Origin of the sequence: Candidatus Bartonella washoeensis Sb944nv, from assembly GCF_000278135.1 — a bacterium.
GTDB classification, from domain to species: domain Bacteria; phylum Pseudomonadota; class Alphaproteobacteria; order Rhizobiales; family Rhizobiaceae; genus Bartonella; species Bartonella washoeensis.
Genome location: NZ_JH725024.1, coordinates 325,793 through 347,347, shown reverse-complemented (window position 1 = coordinate 347,347; position 21,555 = coordinate 325,793). Strand labels below are relative to the sequence as shown.

Sequence of the window (21,555 nt, the reverse complement as noted above, 5' to 3'; positions counted from 1 at the left end):
TCCTTTGGGGTGAAGATTAATTTGCATATACTCCCAGAAGATCAAAATTTGTGCTGATATTTTGATCTTCTAGCGCTTTTAATGTAAGACCTTTTGGTAATGCAGCAGAGCGAATATCTGCACCAATGCCATCTTGTGGTAGATGAGTGCTGGAAGATAACATACTTCTATTGCCATAAGGAGAGAAGAAAAATCTTTTCTCTTCATTACCTTTTGGTTCAAACATCGTTATTTGCATATTGTCTAACCATACATTTTGATTGCTTCCATTAGCAAATTCAACTGCGAACATGTGTGAGGGATCAGCAAAGAATTCGCTACTTGTGGCGTGAGCGTTTAGCTTTTGCTTTAAAGTGAAAGGCATGCGATAAAGTTGTGGTTTCTTTATCATCTGTAAGCTTAGTCAGTTTCTTGGTATTAGTGCTAGTTTGGTTAGCAGTATCAATTGGTGATGTATTAACAATCGTTTTCGGTGTTGAGAAAGCGATGTTAACATTTGGATCAACATCAACATTAGGTTGCCAATCTTTATTGATTTTACGCTGTTGAAAAATTTCATCACCTGTTATCAGGAATGAATTCTCTTTATCCTTACGTTGTGGCACAATATGAGCAGGGTAGAATTTATGAACAGCATGTTCTTTCTCTGTGTTGAGGTGAATGAAAAATGGTTTATACTCTTTAGATGCAAGAGAAGGGGCTTCAGCTTCATCTTTTCTCTGGACTTTATTTTACTTTATCGGTGTTCCAAGCATTTTTAAATTCTGTCTGTAAGGCATCGGAAAGCGCCTTATTTTTTATTTTTGTAAGGGATTATCTGTTTTTATCACTTTGTGCAGCAGATTTGCTTTATTTGGCAGCCCATTCCAATTGCGATTGTCTTGCATCATCCATTTTTTGCGCTTGGCATTAACACGCTATTGGTTCCCTGCATCAAGTCCAATGCGCTTTGTAAAAAGTTATTAGTTGCATTGCTTTATTGTTGTAAGATGTTTTCTTGCTGTTTTTAATGGGTTGTGATTGCGTTGGTTGATTATCCGCGTTGGCTTGCAGCATGTGTTGTACATCATGGTTATATACATTAGCCATGGCACGGGCATGTACATCATTGAGTTTTTTTATCTGTCGCGTAACGCTCATTAGATCTCTAGCGATTGATAGCTTGAAATTGTTTGTTAGTGTTATTTGTTATTTTCTCTAATCCCTCTTGAAGTTCCTTACTGAAATGTGAAATTTTTTTCCTCATAGCACCAGAAGCTATCTTCTCACGTTTGTTTGCTTTTGTTGTTGGATTATTGATCAAACTTTTTTGAGGATGTTGTTCAGGCACTTCAAGTGCATAGCGTGTTTTAACACTTAAACCGGAGATGCTACTAGTATAAGTCAGATTAAAATAAGAAAAAAACAAAGCAAAAGCAGTTATACGTCATAAGTGCTTCTTATGCATAAAGAACAAAGAGGCTTTTTAATATATTTTTCTTTTTTTGATAAAAATGAATAATTTTTTGACCCACAAAATATAAGCAGCACTGCTTACATTGCCGTGCTGCTTATGTTCAAAAATAGAGATCAAAGATTTTTAAAAGCGATAGCGTATTCCACCGAAGAAGTTAATTCCAGATGCGCCAGCTTTTTGGAGCTTGTGTTGGTAATTAACATCAGCATGGAGCACAGCATTTTGAGAAAGGTGCATATTAATACCTAAACCGCCTTCAACTGATGATCTCATAGAATCAAGGTGAAAAGTATCACCAATTTGTATTGTGCCATTATTACCAAAAGCTCTAAGAACATTCAGTTTACCATAGAAAGAAATGGGGCAGCCGTCTTTAACAGGAATCATGGTTTGCGTTAAACGCCCACCAACACGTACCAACCATTGATAAGGATTGCCCATATTTACTTTAAAACCATCAACATCTGAGAAAGTACCAAGTGTGAGGCGTTGATAAACAAGTTGTGCTTGTGGTTCAAAGAACAATCCTTCAATATCGGTTGCTAGTTTTTGTCCAACGCTTGCTGAGGCACTCAATGTATTTGTATCATCCAATTTTGCGGTGTTTCCAATGAGAGCTGTAGTGATATTTCCCTTAACAGTTCCATAAGAGAAGAACGTATCTAGATATATACCATTGTCATGCTGGATGCTGCCATATGCGGTGAATGACCATTTATCAAGTACACTTTTTCCAGCACCTTCCATGTCTTTTGGGGTGAAAGCTAGTTTTCCGTATGTGCCCAAAAGACCAAAAGCTGTGGTGATTTCTTCTTCCTCTATGGCTGCTAATGTAATACCTGCTTGCACTGCAGTATACTGAACATCAGCACCATAACCATATTGTAATGGATTACGGTTGGAAGATAATGTGACTTTATTGCCGTGAGTTGATAAGAAGATTCCTCTCTTCTTATTATCCTTTGCTCCAAAGTCCATTGCTCGCATATTGTCTAACAGTATATTTTGATTGTTTACATCAGAAAATCCACTGGAGAACAAAGCGTTAGGCAGTACCAAATAGCTTGCTACTTGTGGAACAACAGCTCTGATTTCTCCTTTATCATCAAGAGTGGCATTTTGTAAGCGGAAATCCCAAAAATTTTGCTCTTCTCCCACGAGATTTTGCTCAACACTGGCTTTACCGCGGCTTGATGTTGGTCCGTAAGCGTTCAATGTGTATTTATAAGGTAAACCGTGCATTGTGGTATAACCATTTGCCAGTTTAAAGGCGGTTTCATTTGCTTTTCCAGAAACTTGAACGAGCGAGAGACCACGCATATTTGAGGGAACAGAATCCTCTACTCTGTTTTCATCTTTCGAAAGGATGTTGACATAAATTGTTGTCATCCCTGTCACATCGCCATGAATGAGAAGACGGTCATTTTTTTGTTGTTCTATGGCTAGCCCATCACTCCATTGAAGATTGAAATAAACCTTCGCATCGCCTGTAGCATTATAAACTGCTGCTACATTGGAGTCTCTATTTTCTTGCGGTTCAGATACATCGACTGTTCGCCCTACGTAGAGGGTTTGATATTGTCCCTGCACCAGAGCATGTGGTGCATTAAACACTATAGAGCTATCATTAAGGTTTAGTACCGAAATAACAGAAAGCGCTTTTTGATTAGTGCCGGGGAGTTTGTCCACATGTTGATATAGTTTATATTCGTCTCCCGTATCTACTTCAAACTTACTAATCTTTAAGTACCATTGGCTGTTATTTTTCAGAGTAAAAGCCGTTGTATTTTGCGGGAAAGCTTTTACCCTTCCTTCTATAATTGAATTATCAGCATTTAATCTAAGAGTACCAGGCTGAGAATCCTCTGTTTCAGTTTTATTTTTTAATAACATATCGGCACGAAACTCTGAATTCTTAAGGTAAACCTCAGCAATAGCACCTGAGTAATATGGGCCTACAATACCGATACCATCTCTCACAAGAAGTTTTGTATTGGTAAGAGTTGCTTTATTGATAACTTTTTCACCCTCTTTGAGATTGGAACTTATGATGTGATCAAAAAGGATACCATAGCTTTTATGTTGCTCAGAGACGGTTATGATGGAATCTTCAACATGGATCGCACCATTTGCAACTCGTAAACCGCGAGTTCCAGCTTTTCCAGTAATTTCTTTAGCATAAATTCGCCCGCCTGTTGATGCAGAAAGTAAAGTCGAATCTGAACGCATCGTTGAGTTTTTAATAATAATAAAGGCTTCATCATCAGCAACTCCTGTAGTAAACCTACCACGGACAATAACATTACTAAAAGTCTTTTCTTCTCCTCTTTTATCCGCACGAAGCATAATCATTTCAGCGGGTGATGTATCTGCACAGGTTGGACGGAGATGAGAAAAAATCAAAGTTCCAGCAATTGTACATAACAAAAAACTTCTCTTATAAATAGATTTCTTAAACATACTGTGCTTGTGGTTCCAATACCACTCCCTTAACATGGGTTGCTAATTTTTGGCCAACAGTGGCAGATGCACTCAATGTATTTTTGTCATCTAAACTTGCAGTATTTCCTCTGGGGGTTGTTGTGATGTTTCCCTGGAGAGCTGCGTAGGAGAAGAGGGCATTGACATAGATGCCACTGTTATGGCGGACACTTCCATATGCAGAAAGCAACCACTTATCTAAAGTGCTTTTGTCAGCACCTTCCATGTCCTCTAATGTAATACCTGCTTGCACTGCAGTATACTGAACATCAGCACCATAACCATATTGTAATGGATTACGGTTGGAAGATAATGTGACTTTATTGCCGTGAGTTGATAAGAAGATACCTCTCTTCTTATTATCCTTTGCTCCAAAGTCCATTGCTCGCATATTGTCTAACAGTGCATTTTGATTGCTTACATCTGAAAGTCCAGCAGAGAATAGAGCTTGAGGCATTACCAAATAACTTGCTACTTGTGGCACGAGAGCTTTGATTTCTGCTGCACTCTCGAGAGTAGCACTTTGCAAACGGAAATCCCAGAAATTATTACCTTTCTTTAAACGGTTTTGAACGCTATCCACTTCCCTGTGATTTGGCGCTGATGCAGCTTTGTTATTTTCTGGAACTCCCTCAAGAACCTTTCCTTTTATAACATAGCTCGTGTAGTCTTTAAGAGTGTTTTCCTCTGATTCTTGAGATACTTCTCCTAAAACACTTTGCTGCTCATTAGCTTCTCCACGGCTTGATGTTGGTCCATAAGCATTCAGTGTATACTTATAGGGCAATCCATCCATTGTGATGTAGCCATTTTCGAGCTTGAAGGAATTTTCATCTGCTTTTCCAGATACTTGAATGAGTGAAATACCTCGCATATTTGAAGCAACAGAATTCTTTACTTCATTCTCTACTTTTTGCTTTTCATTGTTTGAAAGATTATTGAAATTGATTGTTGTGGTGCCTGATACATTTCCATGAATAAGAAGTCGGTCGGTTTTTTGTTGCTCTTTCGGTAGACCATCACTCCATTGAGTATTAAAATAAATCCTTGCATTACCTGTTGCATGGTAGGCTGTTTCTACAGTAGGGACCATATTGTCTTTTGATTTATAAACCTCAGCGGTTCGTCCTACACTCAAGGTCTGATATTGGCTCTTTGCTAGAGCATACGGCGCATTAAATATGATAGAGCTATCATTAAGATTCAGTACCGAAACGGTAGAAAGTGCTCGTTGTTTAATATCACTGAGATCGAAATTAAAGGTACTAAAATCAGTATCTACATCCTCTTGGCTGACCTTTAAGTACCACTTACTGTTATTACTTAGAGTGAGAACTGTTGTGTTTATTTTTAATGTCCTTGCTCTTCCTTCTATAACCGAATTGTCAGCGGTTAATGTAAGAGAGACAGGAAGAGTATCTTCATCGTAGTACATACGTCTTGTCTTATTTCTCAATAACACATCGGCATGAATTTCCGAATCTTTAAGATGAACCTCAGCAACAGCTTTTGAACCGTAAGGTCCGCGAATACCGACGCCATCTTCCACAAGAAGCTTCGTACTTTTGAGATTCACTTTGTTGATAACTTGTTCTCCCTCTTCTACTTTATTTTGGGGGGTTTCATAGAACACAATACCACCGCCACCTCCTTTTTTGACGGCTATAATTGAATCTTCGACATTAATTATACCATTTCTAGTCTCTAAACCTGAGTATCGGGTACTTGCTTCAACTTCTTTAGCATAAATTCGCCCACCCGTTGATACAGAAAATGCAGCCAATTCTGTTTGTATCGTTGCGTTCGTAATTGTGAGAGTTGATTTGTCATCAGCAGATGCTCCTGGCCCTCTAGAGCGGACAATAACATTACTAAAAGTCTTTTCTTCTCCTCTTTTATCCGCACGAAGTACAGTCATTTCAGCGGGTGATGTATCTGCATAGGTTGGACGGAAATGAGAAAAAATCAAAGTTCCAGCAATTGTACATAACAAAAAACTTCTCTTATAAATAGATTTCTTACACATAGATATGCCTTTATTATTGGTATGCCTTTGATGCTTACTTCATTCCCCTGATGGCGCAAGTACCGTGGCGTTTTCTATATCATTATATTTTTCTTGTAAAGAACAAAACGAACTTTAATAATACTCTCTAACAATGGGTAAGTTTGCTTCAGGAAACCTTTTCAAATAGTCATCAAAATCAGTGGAAAATGAGTTCCAAAAATTTTATTTTGGTAAGTTTCTACTTTAAAAAAATCCTATGATACAGGGTATTTGAAAGAGGGCTCATTAACAAAATTTCGTTGTCATGAAAGTTTTACGCAGTTAAGGCAGAAGATACTCATATACTCACCAAAATTTTTTATTTGGCTCTCTTGCGTAAAAAAAGAAAAGATAAATCACAACATTATGTATTTTATCTTTTAGAAATAATAAAAAAACCTTATCCCTTTTATTTATCAAAGGGAAAGAGGGACAGTAATAAAACAATTCCGATTTTATAAATCGAAAAAAAGCGCAACATACTGTTCTTTATTAAAGTGTATGTTGCGCTTTATATTTGCTTTACTTTAGAAGTGGTAGCGTATCGCACCGGAAAGATATATTCCAGATACACCGGATTTCTGGAGTTTTTGTTGATAGTTGACATCAGCATGAAGCACGATATTTTGAGAGAATTGTGCATTTACACCAAGGCCACCTTCAACCAAATCTCCCATGGAATCGAGTTGGAAAGCATCACCAATCTTTATGGTACCATTATCACCAAAAGCTTTGATGACATTGACTTTACCATAGAAGGAAACAGCACGGTTTTTCCTCATATTAAATACATTTTGCGTTAAACGTCCGCCAACACGGACTAACCATTGATGAGGTTTGCCCATATTCACGTCAAAGCCATCGACATCTGAGAGAATGCCAAACATGAGACGCTGATAAATAAGCTGTGCTTGTGGTTCAAATACCACTCCCTTAACATGGGTTGCTAATTTTTGGCCAACAGTGGCAGATGCACTCAATGTTTTTGTATTATTCAGTTTTGTAGTATTTCCAATAAGGGCGGAGGTGATATTTCCCTTAACAGTTCCATAAGAGAAGAACGTATCTAGATATATACCATTGTCATGCTGGATGCTGCCATATGCGGTGAGTGACCATTTATCAAGTACACTTTTCCCAGCACCTTCCATGCCCTTTGGGGTAAAAGCTAGTTTCCCGTATGTCCCCAAAAGACCAAAATCTGTCGCGATATTTTGACCTTCTAGCGCGGACAATGTAACGCCTGCTTGTAAAGCCGCATAGCGAACATCAGCACCATAGCCATATTGCAATGGGCTACGGCTAGAAGATAATATGACCTTGTTACCATAGGAGGACAAGAAGAGCCCTTTCTTTTTATGATTTTCTGGTCCAAACAGTATTGTTTGCATATTGTTTAACAGTGCATTTTGATTGCTTACATCTGAAAGTCCAGCAGAGAATAGAGCTTGAGGCATCACCAAATAACTTGCTACTTGTGGCACAAGAGCTCTGATTTTTTCTTCAGGATCAAGAGAGGTCGTTTCCTCAGAATCAAGAATGGCATTTTGTAAGCGGAAATCCCAAAAATTTTCCTCTTCTCCCACGAGATTTTGCTCAACACTGGCTTTACCGCGGCTTGATGTTGGTCCATAGGCATTTAGCGTATATTTATAAGGTAAACCAGCTATTATGGTATAGCCATTTGCTAATTTGAATGCGTTTTCATTTGCTTTTCCAGATACTTGAATAAGTGAGATACCACGCTGATTCAAAGGGACAGAATTATCGGCTTTTGTGTTGTCATCTTTCAAAATCTTTTGAAAGTGAACCATTGTGGTCCCTGATACATTTCCATGAATGAGAAGTCGGTCCGTTTTTTGTTGTTCTTTTGGTGTACCATCGCTCCATTTAAGATTGAAATAAATCTTTGCGTTGCCGTTAGCACTGTAGGCTTTTTCATTCATTGTGCTCTTACTGATGGCGTGAGGGGTTTTAGTCCCTATATGTAATGTTTGATACTGATCTTCTGTTGGGTCTTTAAAGACAATGGTACTGTTGTTGAGATTCAGCATAAAAACTGCAGAATGTAATTTTTCAATTAGATCAGTTTTTTCGTTATTATTGTTTTTTGTAGGCGCCTTTAAGTACCATGTTGTACCATTGATGAGACTAAAGAGTGTTTGGGTTGGGTTCTTTTCCGAATCTCTTGCACCGCCTTCTAAGATAGAGTGGTCTGCTATAATGCTGGATTCGCCGGAATCCTCTTCATTCGGTGGACCTATTAATAAAATATTGGCATGGACTTCTGAGTCTTTGAGCGTGATCTTTGATTGTTTTCCTCGTACTGTTAGCCCATTGCTATCAGTATATATGTGAGCGTCTGTGATATTAATCTGTCCGCTACATGTTGCGAAGACGGCGGATCGTGGTCCAGTTTTGAGAAGTCTTCCTCCTTTCATGGTAATTTGTGACTGCTTATTTTGTGCTTGTAGCCCAATATCATTGGTTTTTATAGAAACATTGGTGAGATTAATCTGTCCGCTAGATCCAGCTAAAACTGCCGGATTTATACCGGTTGTGGTAATTGATCCTCTTTTCATGATGATTTTCGATTGTTCACCTTGCGCTTGTAATCCAACATTGCGCGCGTTCATAGAGACATCAGTAAGATTAAGTTGTCCGCCAGATCCAGCTAAGACTGCAGGATTTATACCCGTTGTGGTAATCGACCCTCTTATCATGATGATTTTTGATTGTAGATATTGTGCCTCTAATCCTTGCGTTGTTAATGGCGCATCTTTTTCTAGTAGTGTTTCTGTTTCTGTTTCTGTTTCATTACCAGTTGTGTGCACAACAACATCGGTAAGAATGATCTTCCCGCCGGATCCAGCTAAGGCTGTAGGATTTGAGCCAATTGTGGTAAGCGTTCCTCCTGTCATGATAATTTTTGATTGCAGACCATTTGCAGAAAGTCCACAGTCATTTGACAAAACTTCAACATCATTTTTTAAAGTGACGACACTCTCTTTTTCAACATATATCCCTGTGTGACTTCCTTGAATTGAACCGCCAGATATTGTTACTTGAGAATTATCACTTGCATGTATGCTGGTTCTTGCGTTTGTAATTTTTACTTTTTTCAAGGTGACTTTGCTTTTTTGGATGGCGCTTATTCCTATGCTTTCTTCTGGAGCAGTTACGGGGCCAGTAATATCAATTTTTACATTTTCTAGCTCGTTTTTATCACTATTACTATCTTCAAAAATGATACCCTGGTAGTTGGTTTTTATCGATCCGCCGGTCATACTCAATGTTCCTCCATTCTTTATGCCAGCTCCAGTTCCATCTACTACCGTTGTATTTTGATCTTTATCGCTTATCTCAATCTCTACATTTTTTAATTCAATAGCACCGTTTAGCACAGATTCTATACCAATTGGTGTTCGTAGATTCATTTTTCTCGTGTAAATAGAGCCACCGCTCATCTTAATTGTACCGTTTTCTTGTGCCCACAAACCGGTTGCAACATTCTTTATGATTGTATCTCCTTCCAATTCAATTATGCTGCCGGTTTCTCTTGCTTCTGCACCACTTATATCTTTTTTTATTGATTCTTCTTGTATGGAGAGACCGGTTATTTTTAAATTCTTGCCATGAATTTTGCCACCTTCTAGTGCAAAAACATTTTCGTAGTTTTCTCCCGTTTGGGCAGTTTTGTTTTCTCCTTTGCCAGCGGAAAAGGATTTGGCGGGTGCAGGGGAGTGGGTATTGAACAATATGATAACTACTGCTGCAGTATATGATAAAAGAGATTTTTTATCCATCTAATATCATCCTAATTTATAAATTTCGTATAAGTTTATATGTCATCCTTCTCGGTTAATAAGAAGGATGATATAAACATTTCTCTTGTTTAAATTTCTATAAATATGGTTAATATATGGTTAATATTGTTATATTTTAAATATTCATATAAAATATGTTTTATTTTATTGAAAAAATTTATTAAAATTAATTATAATACATTATAATATAAATTATATATTATAAATTAATTTTAGAATAATATTTATTATTTTATTATTATGAAGCGTTAATGTATATATTTATATAAAAATGATTTAATATTTAAAATAAAATATTTTTTACTTATATATATGTAATTCTTTATTGATGATCGAGAATATTTTCGTTTTTTCTATTTTGTGGAAATTTTGTCTATATCCTACTGTTCGCAAAGCAGAAAATCTTTGCTTTATCGTATAAAGGTGTGCCATTTTTTCATTCTAAAAAACATTAATATTCTTGTAAAACGGTGTTTTACTCATTTTATTATTTGGAAAATGTTTCTTATTCGGATAAAAATCATGAAAAAATAAATTTTAATATATATATAATCTATAACGTTTTTATGTTATGAATTTAAATATAATCACTAAAATCATTATTTTCTGCTTTTTTATTCTACAAATATGTATGTCATAAATAAGAGATTTAATCATAAGTTAAGGATGAATTCTGAGAGTGTTAAAAAAATATGGCTCAATTCATTGAAACTTATAATGGAGAAGCAGGAAGAATAGCTCTTTAATTAATAAACAATCTAGATTTGAGAGAAACAGATAATATTTCTATTCGCTAAAGTAATTTATAACAGTGCTTTTTCCTTTCTGTGTTGAAAAGAAAAGAGAGAGCAGTGAAAAAGGAATTCAGATTTATAAATTGAAAAGGCAGCACATTGTGCTGTCTTTTTTATTAATGCAAACAGAATAAACAGGCTTGCTTTTACAGCCTTATTTTAAAACTGATAGCGTATGCCACCAGAAAAACTAGCTCCAGAGATACCAGTTTTCTGAAGCTTTTGTTGATAACTGACATCACCATGAAGCGAGAGATTGCCAGACAGTTGTGCATTGATGCCAATGCCGCCTTCAATTGCAGCTCCCATAGGATCAAGGTCAAATTTTCTGCCAATCTCAATGGTACCATCATCAGCAAAAGTTTTGATTAAGTTTGCTTTTCCATAGAAAGACATCGGATGGTTGTTTTCAGCAGCAACGGTTTTTGTCAAACGTCCGCCAACACGGATCAACCATTGCGAAGGATTATTCATATCAACGGTAAAGTTATCGGCATCTTCAATGGTGTTAAACATCAAATGTTGATAGGCAAGTTGTGCTTGCGGCTCGAAGGTTAAACTTTCCACACTGGTTGCAAATTCTTTGCCAATAGTCGTAGAGACACTCAACATCTTAGCATCGTTCAACTTTGCGGTTTTGCCAATGAGAGCATTGGTGATATTTCCTTTTAGCATTCCATAGGACAACAGTGTATCCACATACAGACCATTGTTATGTTGTATCGTTGCGTAAGCTGTCAGAGACCACTTATCCAGTGTATTCTTGCTAGCATCTACTATGTCCTTTGGTGTGAATGATAGCTGTCCATAGGTGCCTACAAGACCAAAATGTGTGGTTGCGCTTTGTCCTTCCATAGCTGCCAATGTCACACCGCCTTGGAGAGCAGCATAACCAATATCCGCACCATAACCGTATTTGAGAGGTCCGCGTTCAGAAGATAAGGTTCCTGTGCTTCCGTAAGTGTAGAGGAAGAAACCTGTTTGTTTCTCTTTTTCTTTTCCTAAGACCGATGTTCTGATATTGGCTAAAAGCGTGTTTTGTTTAGCCATATCGGTTAATCCCGTATAGAAGAGGGCATTTGGCATAACTAAGTAACTTGCTGTTTGTGCTACAGGGGCGATGACACTTGGACCCGAGCTAGAACCAGTTTCAAGAATTTCTTTATGTAAGCGGAAATCCCAGAAGTTTTCATTCTTTTCATCAAACAGGTTTTGCGCAACATCAGCTTTTCCATGGCTTGACTCTGGTCCATAGGCAGTGAGCGTATATTTATAAGGCAAATGATTTTTCGTGGTATAGCCATTTGCCAGTTTGAAAGAGTCTTCATTTGCTTTTCCGGAAACTTGAATGAGTGAAAGTCCTCCTATATTGGAAGGACCAGCAGCATTTACTACACTCTTTCTGTCCCCTGAATCGCTTTTGATATAAACTGTTGTGTTGCCTGAGACATCACCATGAATGAGAAGCCTATCGGTTTTTTGATCGGCACTTGCTATGCCATCACTCCAAGCAGTGTTGAAGTAAATCTTTGCATCACCAGAAGCCTTATAGACCTCTGAAGTGTCTGGTTTACCAGACCCTATATGCAATGTGTGATAATGGTCTTCTGTTGGTCCATGAAAGATGATGGAGCTGTTGTTGAGACTAAGCACAGAAACATCAGAACGTGCTCTTTGATCAATATCAAGTAAATTGCCATCAGCATCTTTTTCTTTTGTACTGTTTTTCAATGTCCATATGGTGTTGTTTTTCAGATCAAAGTGGACATTTCTGTCTTCAGCAATATTCGCTTTGCCCTCTAGAGTGGAATGATTTGCGTTTAATGTGAAGGTGCCGTTGGAGATTGCTTTAACCTCTTTCTTGTTCCAATATTTCTTGTTCCAATAATTGTCGGATCCCCAAGATTTTGGATTTTCGAAAACACCATCTCCTAATAAAACATCGGCATGGATTTCTGAATTTGTAAGATTGACTGTACCAATTGACAAATCTTGAATATCTTCAATGTTATCGTTAGTAAAAGCTCCAACGAAAATTCCTGTTCCATTTTCAACGTGAATATCTGCATTGGTTAAATTGATCTCATTGTTTTGATGTTTTTGAGGATCATTTGATTCATCGAGTTTGCTATCAAAGAGACCTAACAACTGCAAACCGTTGATTCCTGCTGTTACAGAAACATTTCTCAGATCAATATGTCCTCCGTTTTCAACAGCTAATGCTGCCTCTTTCCCCGTTATGTTTCCTGTTGTCATTGTGATGGCGGAATCTAAACCGTTTGCATGGAGGGCATAACCACTCGATGATATAATTTGAGCATTGTCGGTTAAAGTAATAAAGCTGCCTTCTTGTGCATGTACTCCTATATCGTTTCCAGAAAATGATCCTCCTGATATCGTTATTTTAGAATTATCATATGCAGCTATGGCGTTGGTTGCTTCAGAGACGGTTACATCTTTTAAAGTGACGCTACTATTGTCTGCTTCTACTCCCAAATTTAGTAGCGTATCATTTTTATCACTTGATATAGTTACATTTTCCAGCTTGTTTTTGTCGCTCTTACTGTTTTCAAAGACAGCACCAGCTGCAGAAGCTTTAATGCTTCCCCCAGTTATATTGATTGCGCCACTATCTTTTGCATCAAGACCGATTTTAGTATCACTAATCGTGGTATTTCCCAACTCAATCATACTGTTAGAGCTCTTAGAAAATGCTCCAAAACCATCGATATAGCGAGAGCCTTCAGCTGGTGCATCTGTTTTAGTCCTCTTTGTTTTTAGAGTACCACCTGTGACCTTAATATGTCCGCCTCTTGTTGTAATCAGTGCTGTGTCTTTCCCTGTTATAGTTCCTCCGGTTATTGTGATGTTGGATTGTGTTTTTGCTGTGAGCCCAGCATCATCAGATGATGTAATTTGTGCATTGTCGGTTAAAGTAATGCTGCTACCGTTTAGAGCAGTTATTGTTGTATTTTTTGCCTCAAATGATCCTCCAGAAATTGTTATTTTGGAATTATGATTTGCAATTACGGCATTGTCTGCTTGTGTCACTTTTATGTTTTCTAAAGTGACTGTACCGTTTTGGTGTGCTATTACTCCAAAATTCAGTGGTGCCTCGTCTTTACCGCTTGATATCGTCACATCTTTTAGTTTGCTTTCGTTGTTATTATTGTTCCAGAAGAGAGCACCAGTGTCGGAAACGGTAATGGTTCCTCCAGTCATTTGAAATGTAGCACCATCTTTTGCTTGAACACCTAAGGAAATGACAGAATCAGTTCCTTTAATGGTTGTGCTACCCTGTAATGTAATTGCACTGTCAGTGCCTTCAGTTTTTATAGCATAAGCGGTTTTATTTTCATTTGAGTTTATATCTTTATTTCCGATTACTGTTAAATCTTTGCCAGTGATTTTACCGCCGGTTTTTGCGTGAATCATTTCATAGGTTTTATCTGATACTGGTACTGTTTTCTCCTCAGAAACTTTGAGAGTTTCAGCATGTGCAGCCAATTGAATGTTGAGTAGGATGATAGCGGATGCAGCCGTGCATGACAAAAGGGATGTTTTATACATCAGTAGTATTCTCCTTATGAGAGCCCCCCCCAATATTCATTTCCCCGCGAACTTCATAAGAAGAAGTGAAAATGGATAATTGTTATTAATTTCGATGATTGTCTTTATTGGTATGTTATTTTCGTCTATTTGTCAAAAATAAATCTTCATTTGTATTAATTTTGCAAGTATTTATATTTAATAAATAATGTATATATAATTAAAAGTATTTAATTTATATTATTTTTCATACAAATTAATAATAATTTTTTGTGATGTTTATTTTATTTATCTCTGGTTGAATTTAAGTGTAATGGCAATACTTACCAATGTTGCGAGCATTTTTGATTATTTCTAAATTATTAATCATAAGATTCTTGAGTGTGTTTGACTTTAATCCCTACAGGTGCTGGATGATCAAATATAACGCAATAGTTTTTTTCTTCTGTTTGGAATATTTTATAACAACTAACCCTGTTAGGTTTCTGATAAGGGGCTGCTTTCTGGTAAACGATTGATGTATCGATGGTATTTGAGAGAGGCGTAGCTCAAGCTCATAAATTTCAACCAATAAGATGCTTGAAGTTGAAGGTTTGAAATAAATGTTGCTTTGATAGCATCAAATCACATTTTCATTGGAATAATAATTGCTTTCATTATTTTGATTTGACACATTATTGACAAGAAAATTTAAAAAATTGTTTTTCAGAAATTTTTTATAATCAATAAAATACGCAATGTTTTTTTGGTGATAAGTTTATGAAATATTATGAAATATAAAGTTGAATTGATAGTCACTGTAATTGCTTTTATTCTCTCTGGTTGTTTTAATCTTGATTCTGAAAAGATAAAAAACGACGAGAGGCTTTACCATGATGCATTCATGGATTGGTCTATGAAAGAGAAGTCTCGTGCAAAAGATTATACTGCTATCATCATGGCTGATCCGCAACCGTGGCGTTTAAACTCTGGTGATGCCAATGGAATGTCAAACAGGGAGCCGTGGTTAAAGATAAATGAACAGGTTGCCAGTGTGATAAAAGCCCACAAAGCTGCGTTCCATATTGTCAATGGCGATCTGACAGAATTTGGCCAACAAAAAAACTATGACGATTATAAAAATGTTTATAAAACCCTTGGAGCGCCTGTCTATGAGGGGCTAGGGAATCATGATTATGCCAATAATGTTGGTAATTGTACAAATCCTCAAGAATTCAATTTTTATAAAGATGCTTGTGCTATAAGTGCAGTTTCAAGAATGGTGTCGGAAATTAAAAAATACCGTAGTCAATTATTGCATTTCAATGCAGATGTTACTGAAAGTTTAGTTCCCATTTCGCGTGGAAATATTCGCTCAATAAGGGGGAGTTTGAGTTATTCTTGGGATTATGGAGATGTGCACTATGTGCAGCTTCATAATTACCCAAGCTATACGGTTCGTTTGATAGGACAGTCCATGGAGGTGCAAATCAATAAGTCTTTGGATTGGCTTAAGAACGATTTAGCTGCTGCTGACGCAAGAGGTAAAGTTACAATCATTAATTTTCATGATGCTCGTGCAGCTTCCATTGATGGCGAGTCCTTTTTTATTCGTAAAAAGAACGCTAAAGATTTGTCAGTGTTTAAGTCAATCATCACTTCTCATAATGTTAAAGCAATATTTGTAGGGCACACACATTATCAATCCTATTGCCGAGCAAAAAATGATAAGGTTTTTGGAAATATTCCTGTCTATACAGCTGGTGCACTTTTCAATGGAGATTATTATCTCATAGATGTGAAGGGGAAAACTATTCACGTTAAAGCCTATAATGGAGAGATCGGAAAACCGCTTTTAATCAAAGATCTCGGTATTATAGGGAGAGATACACAATTTTCTGTCAGTTGTAGCCAGTTATAATGGAATTTTCCCCCTTTTTATTTTAAAGGATGTAATTTGACACTAGGTTTTATACTAAGTGGGAAGAGGTGGGATTAGGTAGGAATACGTGGTAATTTGTTGTTTTTATGGATATTTTTTACCATTCAATGTGCGTTTTGTAAAATTGTATTTTGACACCTAAAATTGCGAAAAAGAGTGAAAATCAGAAAAAGTGCGTTTCAAAGGTAAAAATGAGAGAAGGCTTTGAAAGGTCTTTGAAAACCCTGTGAAAAATTTTAAAAGGTCTGTGAAAGCCCAGAAAACCGCCTTTGAAGACCCTGTGAAAAAAATTCGGTGAATTGTGAAGCTCACTCCAAAATCAGCCAAAAATAACCAAAAAAACAAAAAAGATTTTCACCTATTGGTGATTATCTATTTTTAGAGGCAATATATAACTATAAATCAATTAGTTATATTAATTTCCTAATGTAAAAAGATTTTCATATTGATTTTTCATATTAAAGGGGCATTAAGCCGTATCTTGTGTAGCTTCTAGATGTACTCTTTCAGCTTCTATTTGACGCTTTAAATGCAATTTTAGAAGAGGCAAGGTAAGCTCTATTTCTTCCGTATCGTTGATGTCTTGAACATGCTCTTGCAGTTTTCCATAAAGTTCCGCCGCGAGTTCCGCTATATCTTCAGGGGGGAGTTTTATATTTGCATCGCGATAGGTTGTATAAGCTATGCGACCGAGTTTTTTCATGAGACCAGCAGGAATGGTGGGTGCTTTAAAACCCGCTGCTTTCGCTTTTGCCATGTCACTAAACATCTCACCTTCACCCGTAACGAGCCAATCTAAGGATATTCCACAACGATTCTTGTATATTCGCATTATAGATGCAGGGGGGTCTTGTAACCCCGTTTCATAATTGCGCATAGTCGTTTCGGGTATATCAAAATGTTTAGCAAATTGTTTGCGCTCTGTGAAACCAAGCGCGTGCCGTATTTCACGTAACCGTTTTGCCAGTTCTGTTTGTGGTTCTTTTTCAGGGCGTGCCAAAAAAAATCACTCCAAATGCTTTTTCGGTATTTACAAAAGCCGAATTTGGCATTATATCTCTAATTACAGCCCTAAATGAAGGGCAGATATTTTACAATTAACCCCACAAAAAACGGATGTGGGAGCATCCGTTTAAAGCAGGAGCGAAGTTTATGACTCTCACACAAAAATGGGATCGCCATAGTATTTTAGCCGAGCTACGCCGCCGTAATATGACCTTGGCGGAGCTCGCGAAAGCTTATCAACTACCGTCATCCAGTGTTCAACATATCTGGACTCGGTCTAACGAGAAAGCCGAACGCGCTATTGCCGATTTTATCGGTTTGCCCGTCGAGCAGGTTTTCTACGACCGCTACCCCAAAAGTCGCCGTCGCATTTTCAAAGCAGCAAAACATGCCAATACGGATTCGATAAAGCATTCCGCTTTGCGTGGTAACGCTGCTTAAACTTCGTTACACGGCTTTGCGTTTTTGCGCATTTGCCATGAATTTAAATACCATAAGATAAAAAGGTTTATCAATGTCTAAAGATCAATACGAAATGGGCAAGATAAATTGCATAGAGTTGTGTCGTCAGGCAGCCGTTTGGATGGATTGGTTTTGGCGATTAGGGGGTGGTCATATTGTTTTTATAGGGGGGCGTTATGGTTGCTGCTTGTAATTTATGGACCCCAGATGTCAGAAGCGATATCGTTAATCCTTATTCAGAAGTTGAACGTTTACAGGTGATGCTTTCCTGTTCTTTAAAAGCCGTGAGTGGTGGATTTAAGCATCTGCCAATCCGGTATATTATTGACCCTCCGCGTGGCTTATTTGATGCGGCGTTAGCACGGCAGATTGTTATTCATATTTTGCATTATCAGTTTGAGGTGCCACGGCGGCGTATTGTTGCCATACAAGCACGGCAGCGGACTTCTATTTCTCTGTCTCTGCAGGTGATTAACCGGCGGTTAATGGAACCTGTTTTTGCCAAAGCTTACCAAAAATGGGCAGGGCGTGCGATGGATTTGTTTTTTAAAGAGATCAGAAAGGCGGCGGCGTGATGGCACAGTTTCAAAAGCTTGCTCTTGATGTGATTGTTGTGCCGGAGCGCATTCGTCCTGTGGATGATGAACATGCCAAGGCACTTGCGCAATCGATGGCGCGGGAGGGATTGATGAATCCGATTACCGTGCGCCATACTCCCAATGCTAAAGAGGGCAATTACACACTTATAGCTGGTGCTCACCGGCTGCGTGCTGCTGAGCTTTTGGGCTATAGCTATATTGATGCCGTTGTTGTGCAAGCTGATAAGGATAATGCCGCGCTTTTAGAAGTGGCGGAAAATCTGTTTCGCAATGAATTGTCAGTGATTGACCGTGCCTTGTTTGTCCAGACTTATCGCGAATTGTGGGAAAAGAAGTATGGGGAAATTAAGGTTGGTGGCGACAGAAAATCAAAGGGTAAACTTTACCCTTTGATCGGTGGTGATGCACATTGTGAGCAATTGGGTCAAGTTGACCCTATTGCTCAAAGGGACAGCAATGCAACTTCAGATCACAATGAAATCGCGTGTGAAGGGGACAAAGTGGCAAAGGGTAAAGTTTACCCTTTGCCACACATGTTGCCGATAGGATTGGTTTGTCTAAGGAGTCAGTGAAACTCCTCAACCGCATTGCCCAGCATTTACAGCCGGAGTTGCGGGCGGTTTTGCGTGGGACGGCATTGGCGGACAATCAAGCGCAATTGTTAAAGTTGGCGAAGATGGAGCCGGTTGCGCAACGGCGGGTGGCGGTTGCTTTGCAACAGGTTGAGGGGGATTTACGGCGGGCTGTTGATTTGGTCAATGGGATTAATACGCCACCGCAAATCAATGAACAGGAACGGATTTTTGCGCAGTTATTAGGGGTGTGGCAGAGGGCAGATGTGCAAACGCGGGAGCGGTTTTGTGCGTATTTGGAAAAGCAACCGGTGGAGGTGGTGTCATGAAGAGGCATGGTTGCGGGCAGCTTGATTTTTTCCAAAAGCCGGTTTTTCCCTGCCGTGAACCGGTTGCGCAGATTGATTTGGTTCGGTTTCGCTCACGCATGAAGCGTGCCATGGCTAAGGCTTTGCGTGAATGCCGGGTTGAGCGCAGTGTGATTGCGGAGCGTATGGCGCATTATTTAGGGATTGGGTGTTTAAGCAAGGCAAGTTTGGATGCTTATGTTGCGGAAAGTAAGCAGGTGGATATTTCCCTGCCGCGGTTTAAGGCATTTGTGCGGGCGACAGAGGCATTTTGGCTCTGGGATGAGGTGGTGAGTGAAGATGGATTGTTGTTGTTGCAAGGGGATGAGGCGCGGTTAGCAGAGATTGCCAGGCTTCAGCAGGAACAGCGGGAGATTGCGGCGCGATTGAAAGCCATGCGCGCAACGCCGGTTCGCATTAAAAGGGGGCAGCCATGAAGGAATGGTTTAGTATTGCTGAATTGGCTGAGGCAGCTTTGCCAGGGTTGCCGAAAACAAAGATCGGTCTCAACAATCTTGCGCTTAAGAAATGGCGTTTGAATACACAATTGTTTCGCCAAACATTAGGCAAAACCAAGCCGGTTTGGGAGTATCACATCTCGTTATTGCCGGAGGGGGCAAAGGCGGCATTGTTGGTGCGATATGGAGTGGGTGTTGATGCAAAACAAACGCAAGGGGAGCAAAAGACAAGCATTTGGGTGCGTTATGAGGGGCTTTCAAAGGCGCATAAAAGGCGTTGTGAAGAGCGTTTGAAGGCACTTTGTTTTATGAATGATTTGATCCATGGCGGTCTAGGCGTGCATGATGCGGCAACAAGCACTGCGGTGCAATTTGGTGTGAGCCGGATGTCGCTGTTTAATTGGCGGCAGATGGTTGAAGGATATGAGCGCCCTGATTGGTTGGCAGCCTTAGCGCCTTCCTATGGTGAGGAGAATGTTTCGCAATTTGCGCCGTGTCATGAGGGGGCATGGGAGGTTTTTTGTTCGGATTATTTGCGCCCCTCTCACCCTGCTTTTTCGGCGTGTTATCGGCGGATGCTAGCGGTTGCACAAGAACGGGGTTGGGAGCCAATTCCTTCAGAGCGGGCTTTGCGGCGTCGTTTTAATGCGCAAGTTTCCAAAGCGGTTGTGGTTTTGGCGCGTGAGGGAGAAGAAAAGGCAAAAAAGCTTTATCCGGCACAACGGCGTGATTGCTCAAACCTGCATGCTTTGCAAGCGGTGAATATGGATGGGCATAAGCTTGATGTTTTTGTGAGCGTTCCTTGGGCGGAGAAGCCTGTGCGGCTTTATTTGATAGCTATTCAAGATCTTTATTCGGGCAAGATTTTATCATGGCGCTTGTCTGATGCCGAGACTTGGGAAATCGTGCGTTTGGTGATTGGGGATATGGTGGAGGCTTATGGAATACCGGAGCGAATGACTTTGGATAATGGGCGTGCCTTTACCAGCAAGTGGATTTCTGGGGGAGTGCAAAACCGCTTTCGTTTTAAAATTAAGCCGGATGATCCGCAGGGGCTTTTGACGAGCTTGGGAGTGCAATTGCAATGGACCACACCTTATAGCGGACAGTCTAAACCGATTGAGCGGGCATGGCGTGATTTAGCAGAAGCGATTTCGAAACATCCTTTTTGTGCGGGGGCATATACGGGCAATAAGCCGGATGCCAAGCCTGAAGATTATGGCAAGCGCCATAGGATTTGAAGAGTTTAAAGCCCATGTTGGTGCGCAAATTTGTGCGCACAATGCGCAAACAGGGCGCAAGGCGCTGAATTGTGCGGGGCGTAGTTTGATGAGATCTTTGCAGAAAGCTTGCAAGCCGAGGGGACGATTATTCGGCAAGCAACGGCGGCACAACGGGCTTTATGGCTTTTAACATCTGAAGCGTTGCGTGCGCAAAAGGGGACGGGCGAGATTCATTTTTATGGCAATCGTTATTGGGCGCGGGCATTGAATGAGTATGCGGGGCAAAAGGTGATTGTACGCTTTGATCCGGATCATTTGCATCAGGATTTGCGGGTTTATGATTTGCATAATCGGTTGATTTGTTTGGCACCATGCCTTTCTGATGTGGGTTTTTAGACCAGCAGGCGGCACGTCTCAATGGGCGTTTGCGTAAAGAGTATGTGAAGGCTGTTAAAGCAGAAAAACAGCTAGCAGCAAAGCTTGCGCCTGATCAATTGGCAGATGTTTATACCCGAGTTGAACGAAAGGATGAAAAGTTAACATCCAAGGCTGCGATAAAGCCAAAGGTTACGAGATTGGTTCCAAACAATGTGGGCAATTTAGCTTTGCAAGCTGATGATGAGGCTTTGGGGGAGGAAGAATTTAGCCATCATTTGCACAAAGCTTTGAGAAAACTTTCAGCGTCTGATGAGGGGCGTGAAGTGATAAAGTTTCCTAAGCAATAGGAAAAGGAGAGGGGGGATTTAAGGGAACTGGTTGAGGTCCATGTGCGGGGTTGAAGAATGAACAAAGAAAGGGGGGAGAAGTCTTATCC

Annotated in this window: 14 protein-coding genes and 2 pseudogenes; 7 read left to right on the top strand and 9 right to left on the bottom strand. The window is 39.3% G+C overall.

All coding sequences use genetic code 11. The features are described 5' to 3' along the window. Positions 1 to 16 precede the first annotated feature (16 nt). The 8 genes from MCQ_RS09665 to MCQ_RS06085 form a co-directional block, all read right to left on the bottom strand. Complete coding sequence (locus MCQ_RS09665) at positions 17 to 226, bottom strand: hypothetical protein (protein WP_245256381.1); 210 nt, start codon at positions 224 to 226, stop codon at positions 17 to 19. Positions 227 to 317: 91 nt separating this feature from the next. Continuing rightward, a complete protein-coding gene (locus MCQ_RS06120) occupies positions 318 to 605 on the bottom strand; it encodes a hypothetical protein (RefSeq protein WP_006924198.1) in 288 nt (95 codons plus the stop codon). A gap of 328 nt (positions 606 to 933) precedes the next feature. Continuing rightward, the gene (locus tag MCQ_RS06110; RefSeq protein ID WP_006924197.1) at positions 934 to 1,140 is read right to left on the bottom strand and encodes a hypothetical protein; all 207 of its coding nucleotides are present in this window, start codon (positions 1,138 to 1,140) and stop codon (positions 934 to 936) included. Positions 1,141 to 1,147: 7 nt separating this feature from the next. Beyond that, positions 1,148 to 1,330, bottom strand: a complete 183-nt coding sequence (locus tag MCQ_RS06105; protein ID WP_159052271.1) for a hypothetical protein — start codon at positions 1,328 to 1,330, stop codon at positions 1,148 to 1,150. Between the two features lie 249 nt (positions 1,331 to 1,579). Beyond that, on the bottom strand, positions 1,580 to 3,916 hold the full coding sequence (locus MCQ_RS06100) for an autotransporter outer membrane beta-barrel domain-containing protein (RefSeq protein ID WP_006924194.1): 2,337 nt from the start codon (positions 3,914 to 3,916) through the stop codon (positions 1,580 to 1,582). Continuing rightward, a complete protein-coding gene (locus tag MCQ_RS06095) occupies positions 3,909 to 5,963 on the bottom strand; it encodes an autotransporter domain-containing protein (RefSeq protein WP_006924193.1) in 2,055 nt (684 codons plus the stop codon). Before MCQ_RS06095 ends, MCQ_RS06100 begins: the two co-directional genes overlap by 8 nt. A 548-nt stretch (positions 5,964 to 6,511) precedes the next feature. Further along, complete coding sequence (locus MCQ_RS06090; protein ID WP_006924192.1) at positions 6,512 to 9,790, bottom strand: autotransporter outer membrane beta-barrel domain-containing protein; 3,279 nt, start codon at positions 9,788 to 9,790, stop codon at positions 6,512 to 6,514. A 974-nt stretch (positions 9,791 to 10,764) separates the two neighbouring features. Then, on the bottom strand, positions 10,765 to 14,175 hold the full coding sequence (locus MCQ_RS06085; RefSeq protein WP_006924191.1) for an autotransporter family protein: 3,411 nt from the start codon (positions 14,173 to 14,175) through the stop codon (positions 10,765 to 10,767). Positions 14,176 to 14,923: 748 nt separating this feature from the next. On the opposite strand from MCQ_RS06085, the gene MCQ_RS06080 reads away from it, so the two are divergent. Beyond that, a complete protein-coding gene (locus tag MCQ_RS06080) occupies positions 14,924 to 16,054 on the top strand; it encodes a metallophosphoesterase (protein WP_006924190.1) in 1,131 nt (376 codons plus the stop codon). A gap of 490 nt (positions 16,055 to 16,544) precedes the next feature. Here the strand turns inward: MCQ_RS06080 and MCQ_RS06070 are convergent, their stop codons facing one another. Beyond that, entirely contained in the window at positions 16,545 to 17,075 is a 531-nt protein-coding gene (locus MCQ_RS06070; protein WP_006924189.1) for a helix-turn-helix domain-containing protein, read from the bottom strand. A gap of 152 nt (positions 17,076 to 17,227) precedes the next feature. Here MCQ_RS06070 and MCQ_RS06065 point away from each other — a divergent pair, with 152 nt between their 5' ends. The 6 genes and pseudogenes from MCQ_RS06065 (at position 17,228) to MCQ_RS09110 (ending at position 21,466) form a co-directional block, all read left to right on the top strand. Further along, positions 17,228 to 17,521 (top strand): helix-turn-helix domain-containing protein, encoded by a 294-nt coding sequence (locus MCQ_RS06065; protein ID WP_006924187.1) that lies wholly within the window; start codon positions 17,228 to 17,230, stop codon positions 17,519 to 17,521. A gap of 73 nt (positions 17,522 to 17,594) precedes the next feature. Beyond that, positions 17,595 to 17,735: a hypothetical protein gene (locus MCQ_RS09385; RefSeq protein WP_006924186.1), complete on the top strand. Its 141-nt coding sequence runs from the start codon at positions 17,595 to 17,597 to the stop codon at positions 17,733 to 17,735. Next, positions 17,719 to 18,117 (top strand): hypothetical protein, encoded by a 399-nt coding sequence (locus MCQ_RS06060; protein ID WP_006924185.1) that lies wholly within the window; start codon positions 17,719 to 17,721, stop codon positions 18,115 to 18,117. Before MCQ_RS09385 ends, MCQ_RS06060 begins: the two co-directional genes overlap by 17 nt. After that, positions 18,117 to 19,042: pseudogene (locus tag MCQ_RS09875) on the top strand (ParB/RepB/Spo0J family partition protein). The gene MCQ_RS06060 and the pseudogene MCQ_RS09875 overlap by 1 nt, the downstream one beginning before the upstream one ends. Then, a complete protein-coding gene (locus MCQ_RS06045) occupies positions 19,039 to 19,497 on the top strand; it encodes a hypothetical protein (protein WP_006924182.1) in 459 nt (152 codons plus the stop codon). The pseudogene MCQ_RS09875 and the gene MCQ_RS06045 overlap by 4 nt, the downstream one beginning before the upstream one ends. Continuing rightward, a pseudogene (locus MCQ_RS09110) lies at positions 19,494 to 21,466 on the top strand (transposase domain-containing protein). Before MCQ_RS06045 ends, MCQ_RS09110 begins: the two are co-directional and overlap by 4 nt. Positions 21,467 to 21,555 lie beyond the last annotated feature (89 nt).

What these genes read in the sequence shown, in the direction of transcription:
- MCQ_RS09665 (WP_245256381.1), bottom strand. Translation starts at nt 226, where the DNA reads ATGTTTGAACCAAAAGGTAATGAAGAGAAAAGATTTTTCTTCTCTCCT.
- MCQ_RS06110 (WP_006924197.1), bottom strand. Translation starts at nt 1,140, where the DNA reads ATGAGCGTTACGCGACAGATAAAAAAACTCAATGATGTACATGCCCGT.
- MCQ_RS06100 (WP_006924194.1), bottom strand. Translation starts at nt 3,916, where the DNA reads ATGTTTAAGAAATCTATTTATAAGAGAAGTTTTTTGTTATGTACAATT.
- MCQ_RS06095 (WP_006924193.1), bottom strand. Translation starts at nt 5,963, where the DNA reads ATGTGTAAGAAATCTATTTATAAGAGAAGTTTTTTGTTATGTACAATT.
- MCQ_RS06090 (WP_006924192.1), bottom strand. Translation starts at nt 9,790, where the DNA reads ATGGATAAAAAATCTCTTTTATCATATACTGCAGCAGTAGTTATCATA.
- MCQ_RS06085 (WP_006924191.1), bottom strand. Translation starts at nt 14,175, where the DNA reads ATGTATAAAACATCCCTTTTGTCATGCACGGCTGCATCCGCTATCATC.
- MCQ_RS06080 (WP_006924190.1), top strand. Translation starts at nt 14,924, where the DNA reads ATGAAATATAAAGTTGAATTGATAGTCACTGTAATTGCTTTTATTCTC.
- MCQ_RS06065 (WP_006924187.1), top strand. Translation starts at nt 17,228, where the DNA reads ATGACTCTCACACAAAAATGGGATCGCCATAGTATTTTAGCCGAGCTA.
- MCQ_RS09385 (WP_006924186.1), top strand. Translation starts at nt 17,595, where the DNA reads ATGTCTAAAGATCAATACGAAATGGGCAAGATAAATTGCATAGAGTTG.
- MCQ_RS06060 (WP_006924185.1), top strand. Translation starts at nt 17,719, where the DNA reads ATGGTTGCTGCTTGTAATTTATGGACCCCAGATGTCAGAAGCGATATC.
- MCQ_RS06045 (WP_006924182.1), top strand. Translation starts at nt 19,039, where the DNA reads ATGAAGAGGCATGGTTGCGGGCAGCTTGATTTTTTCCAAAAGCCGGTT.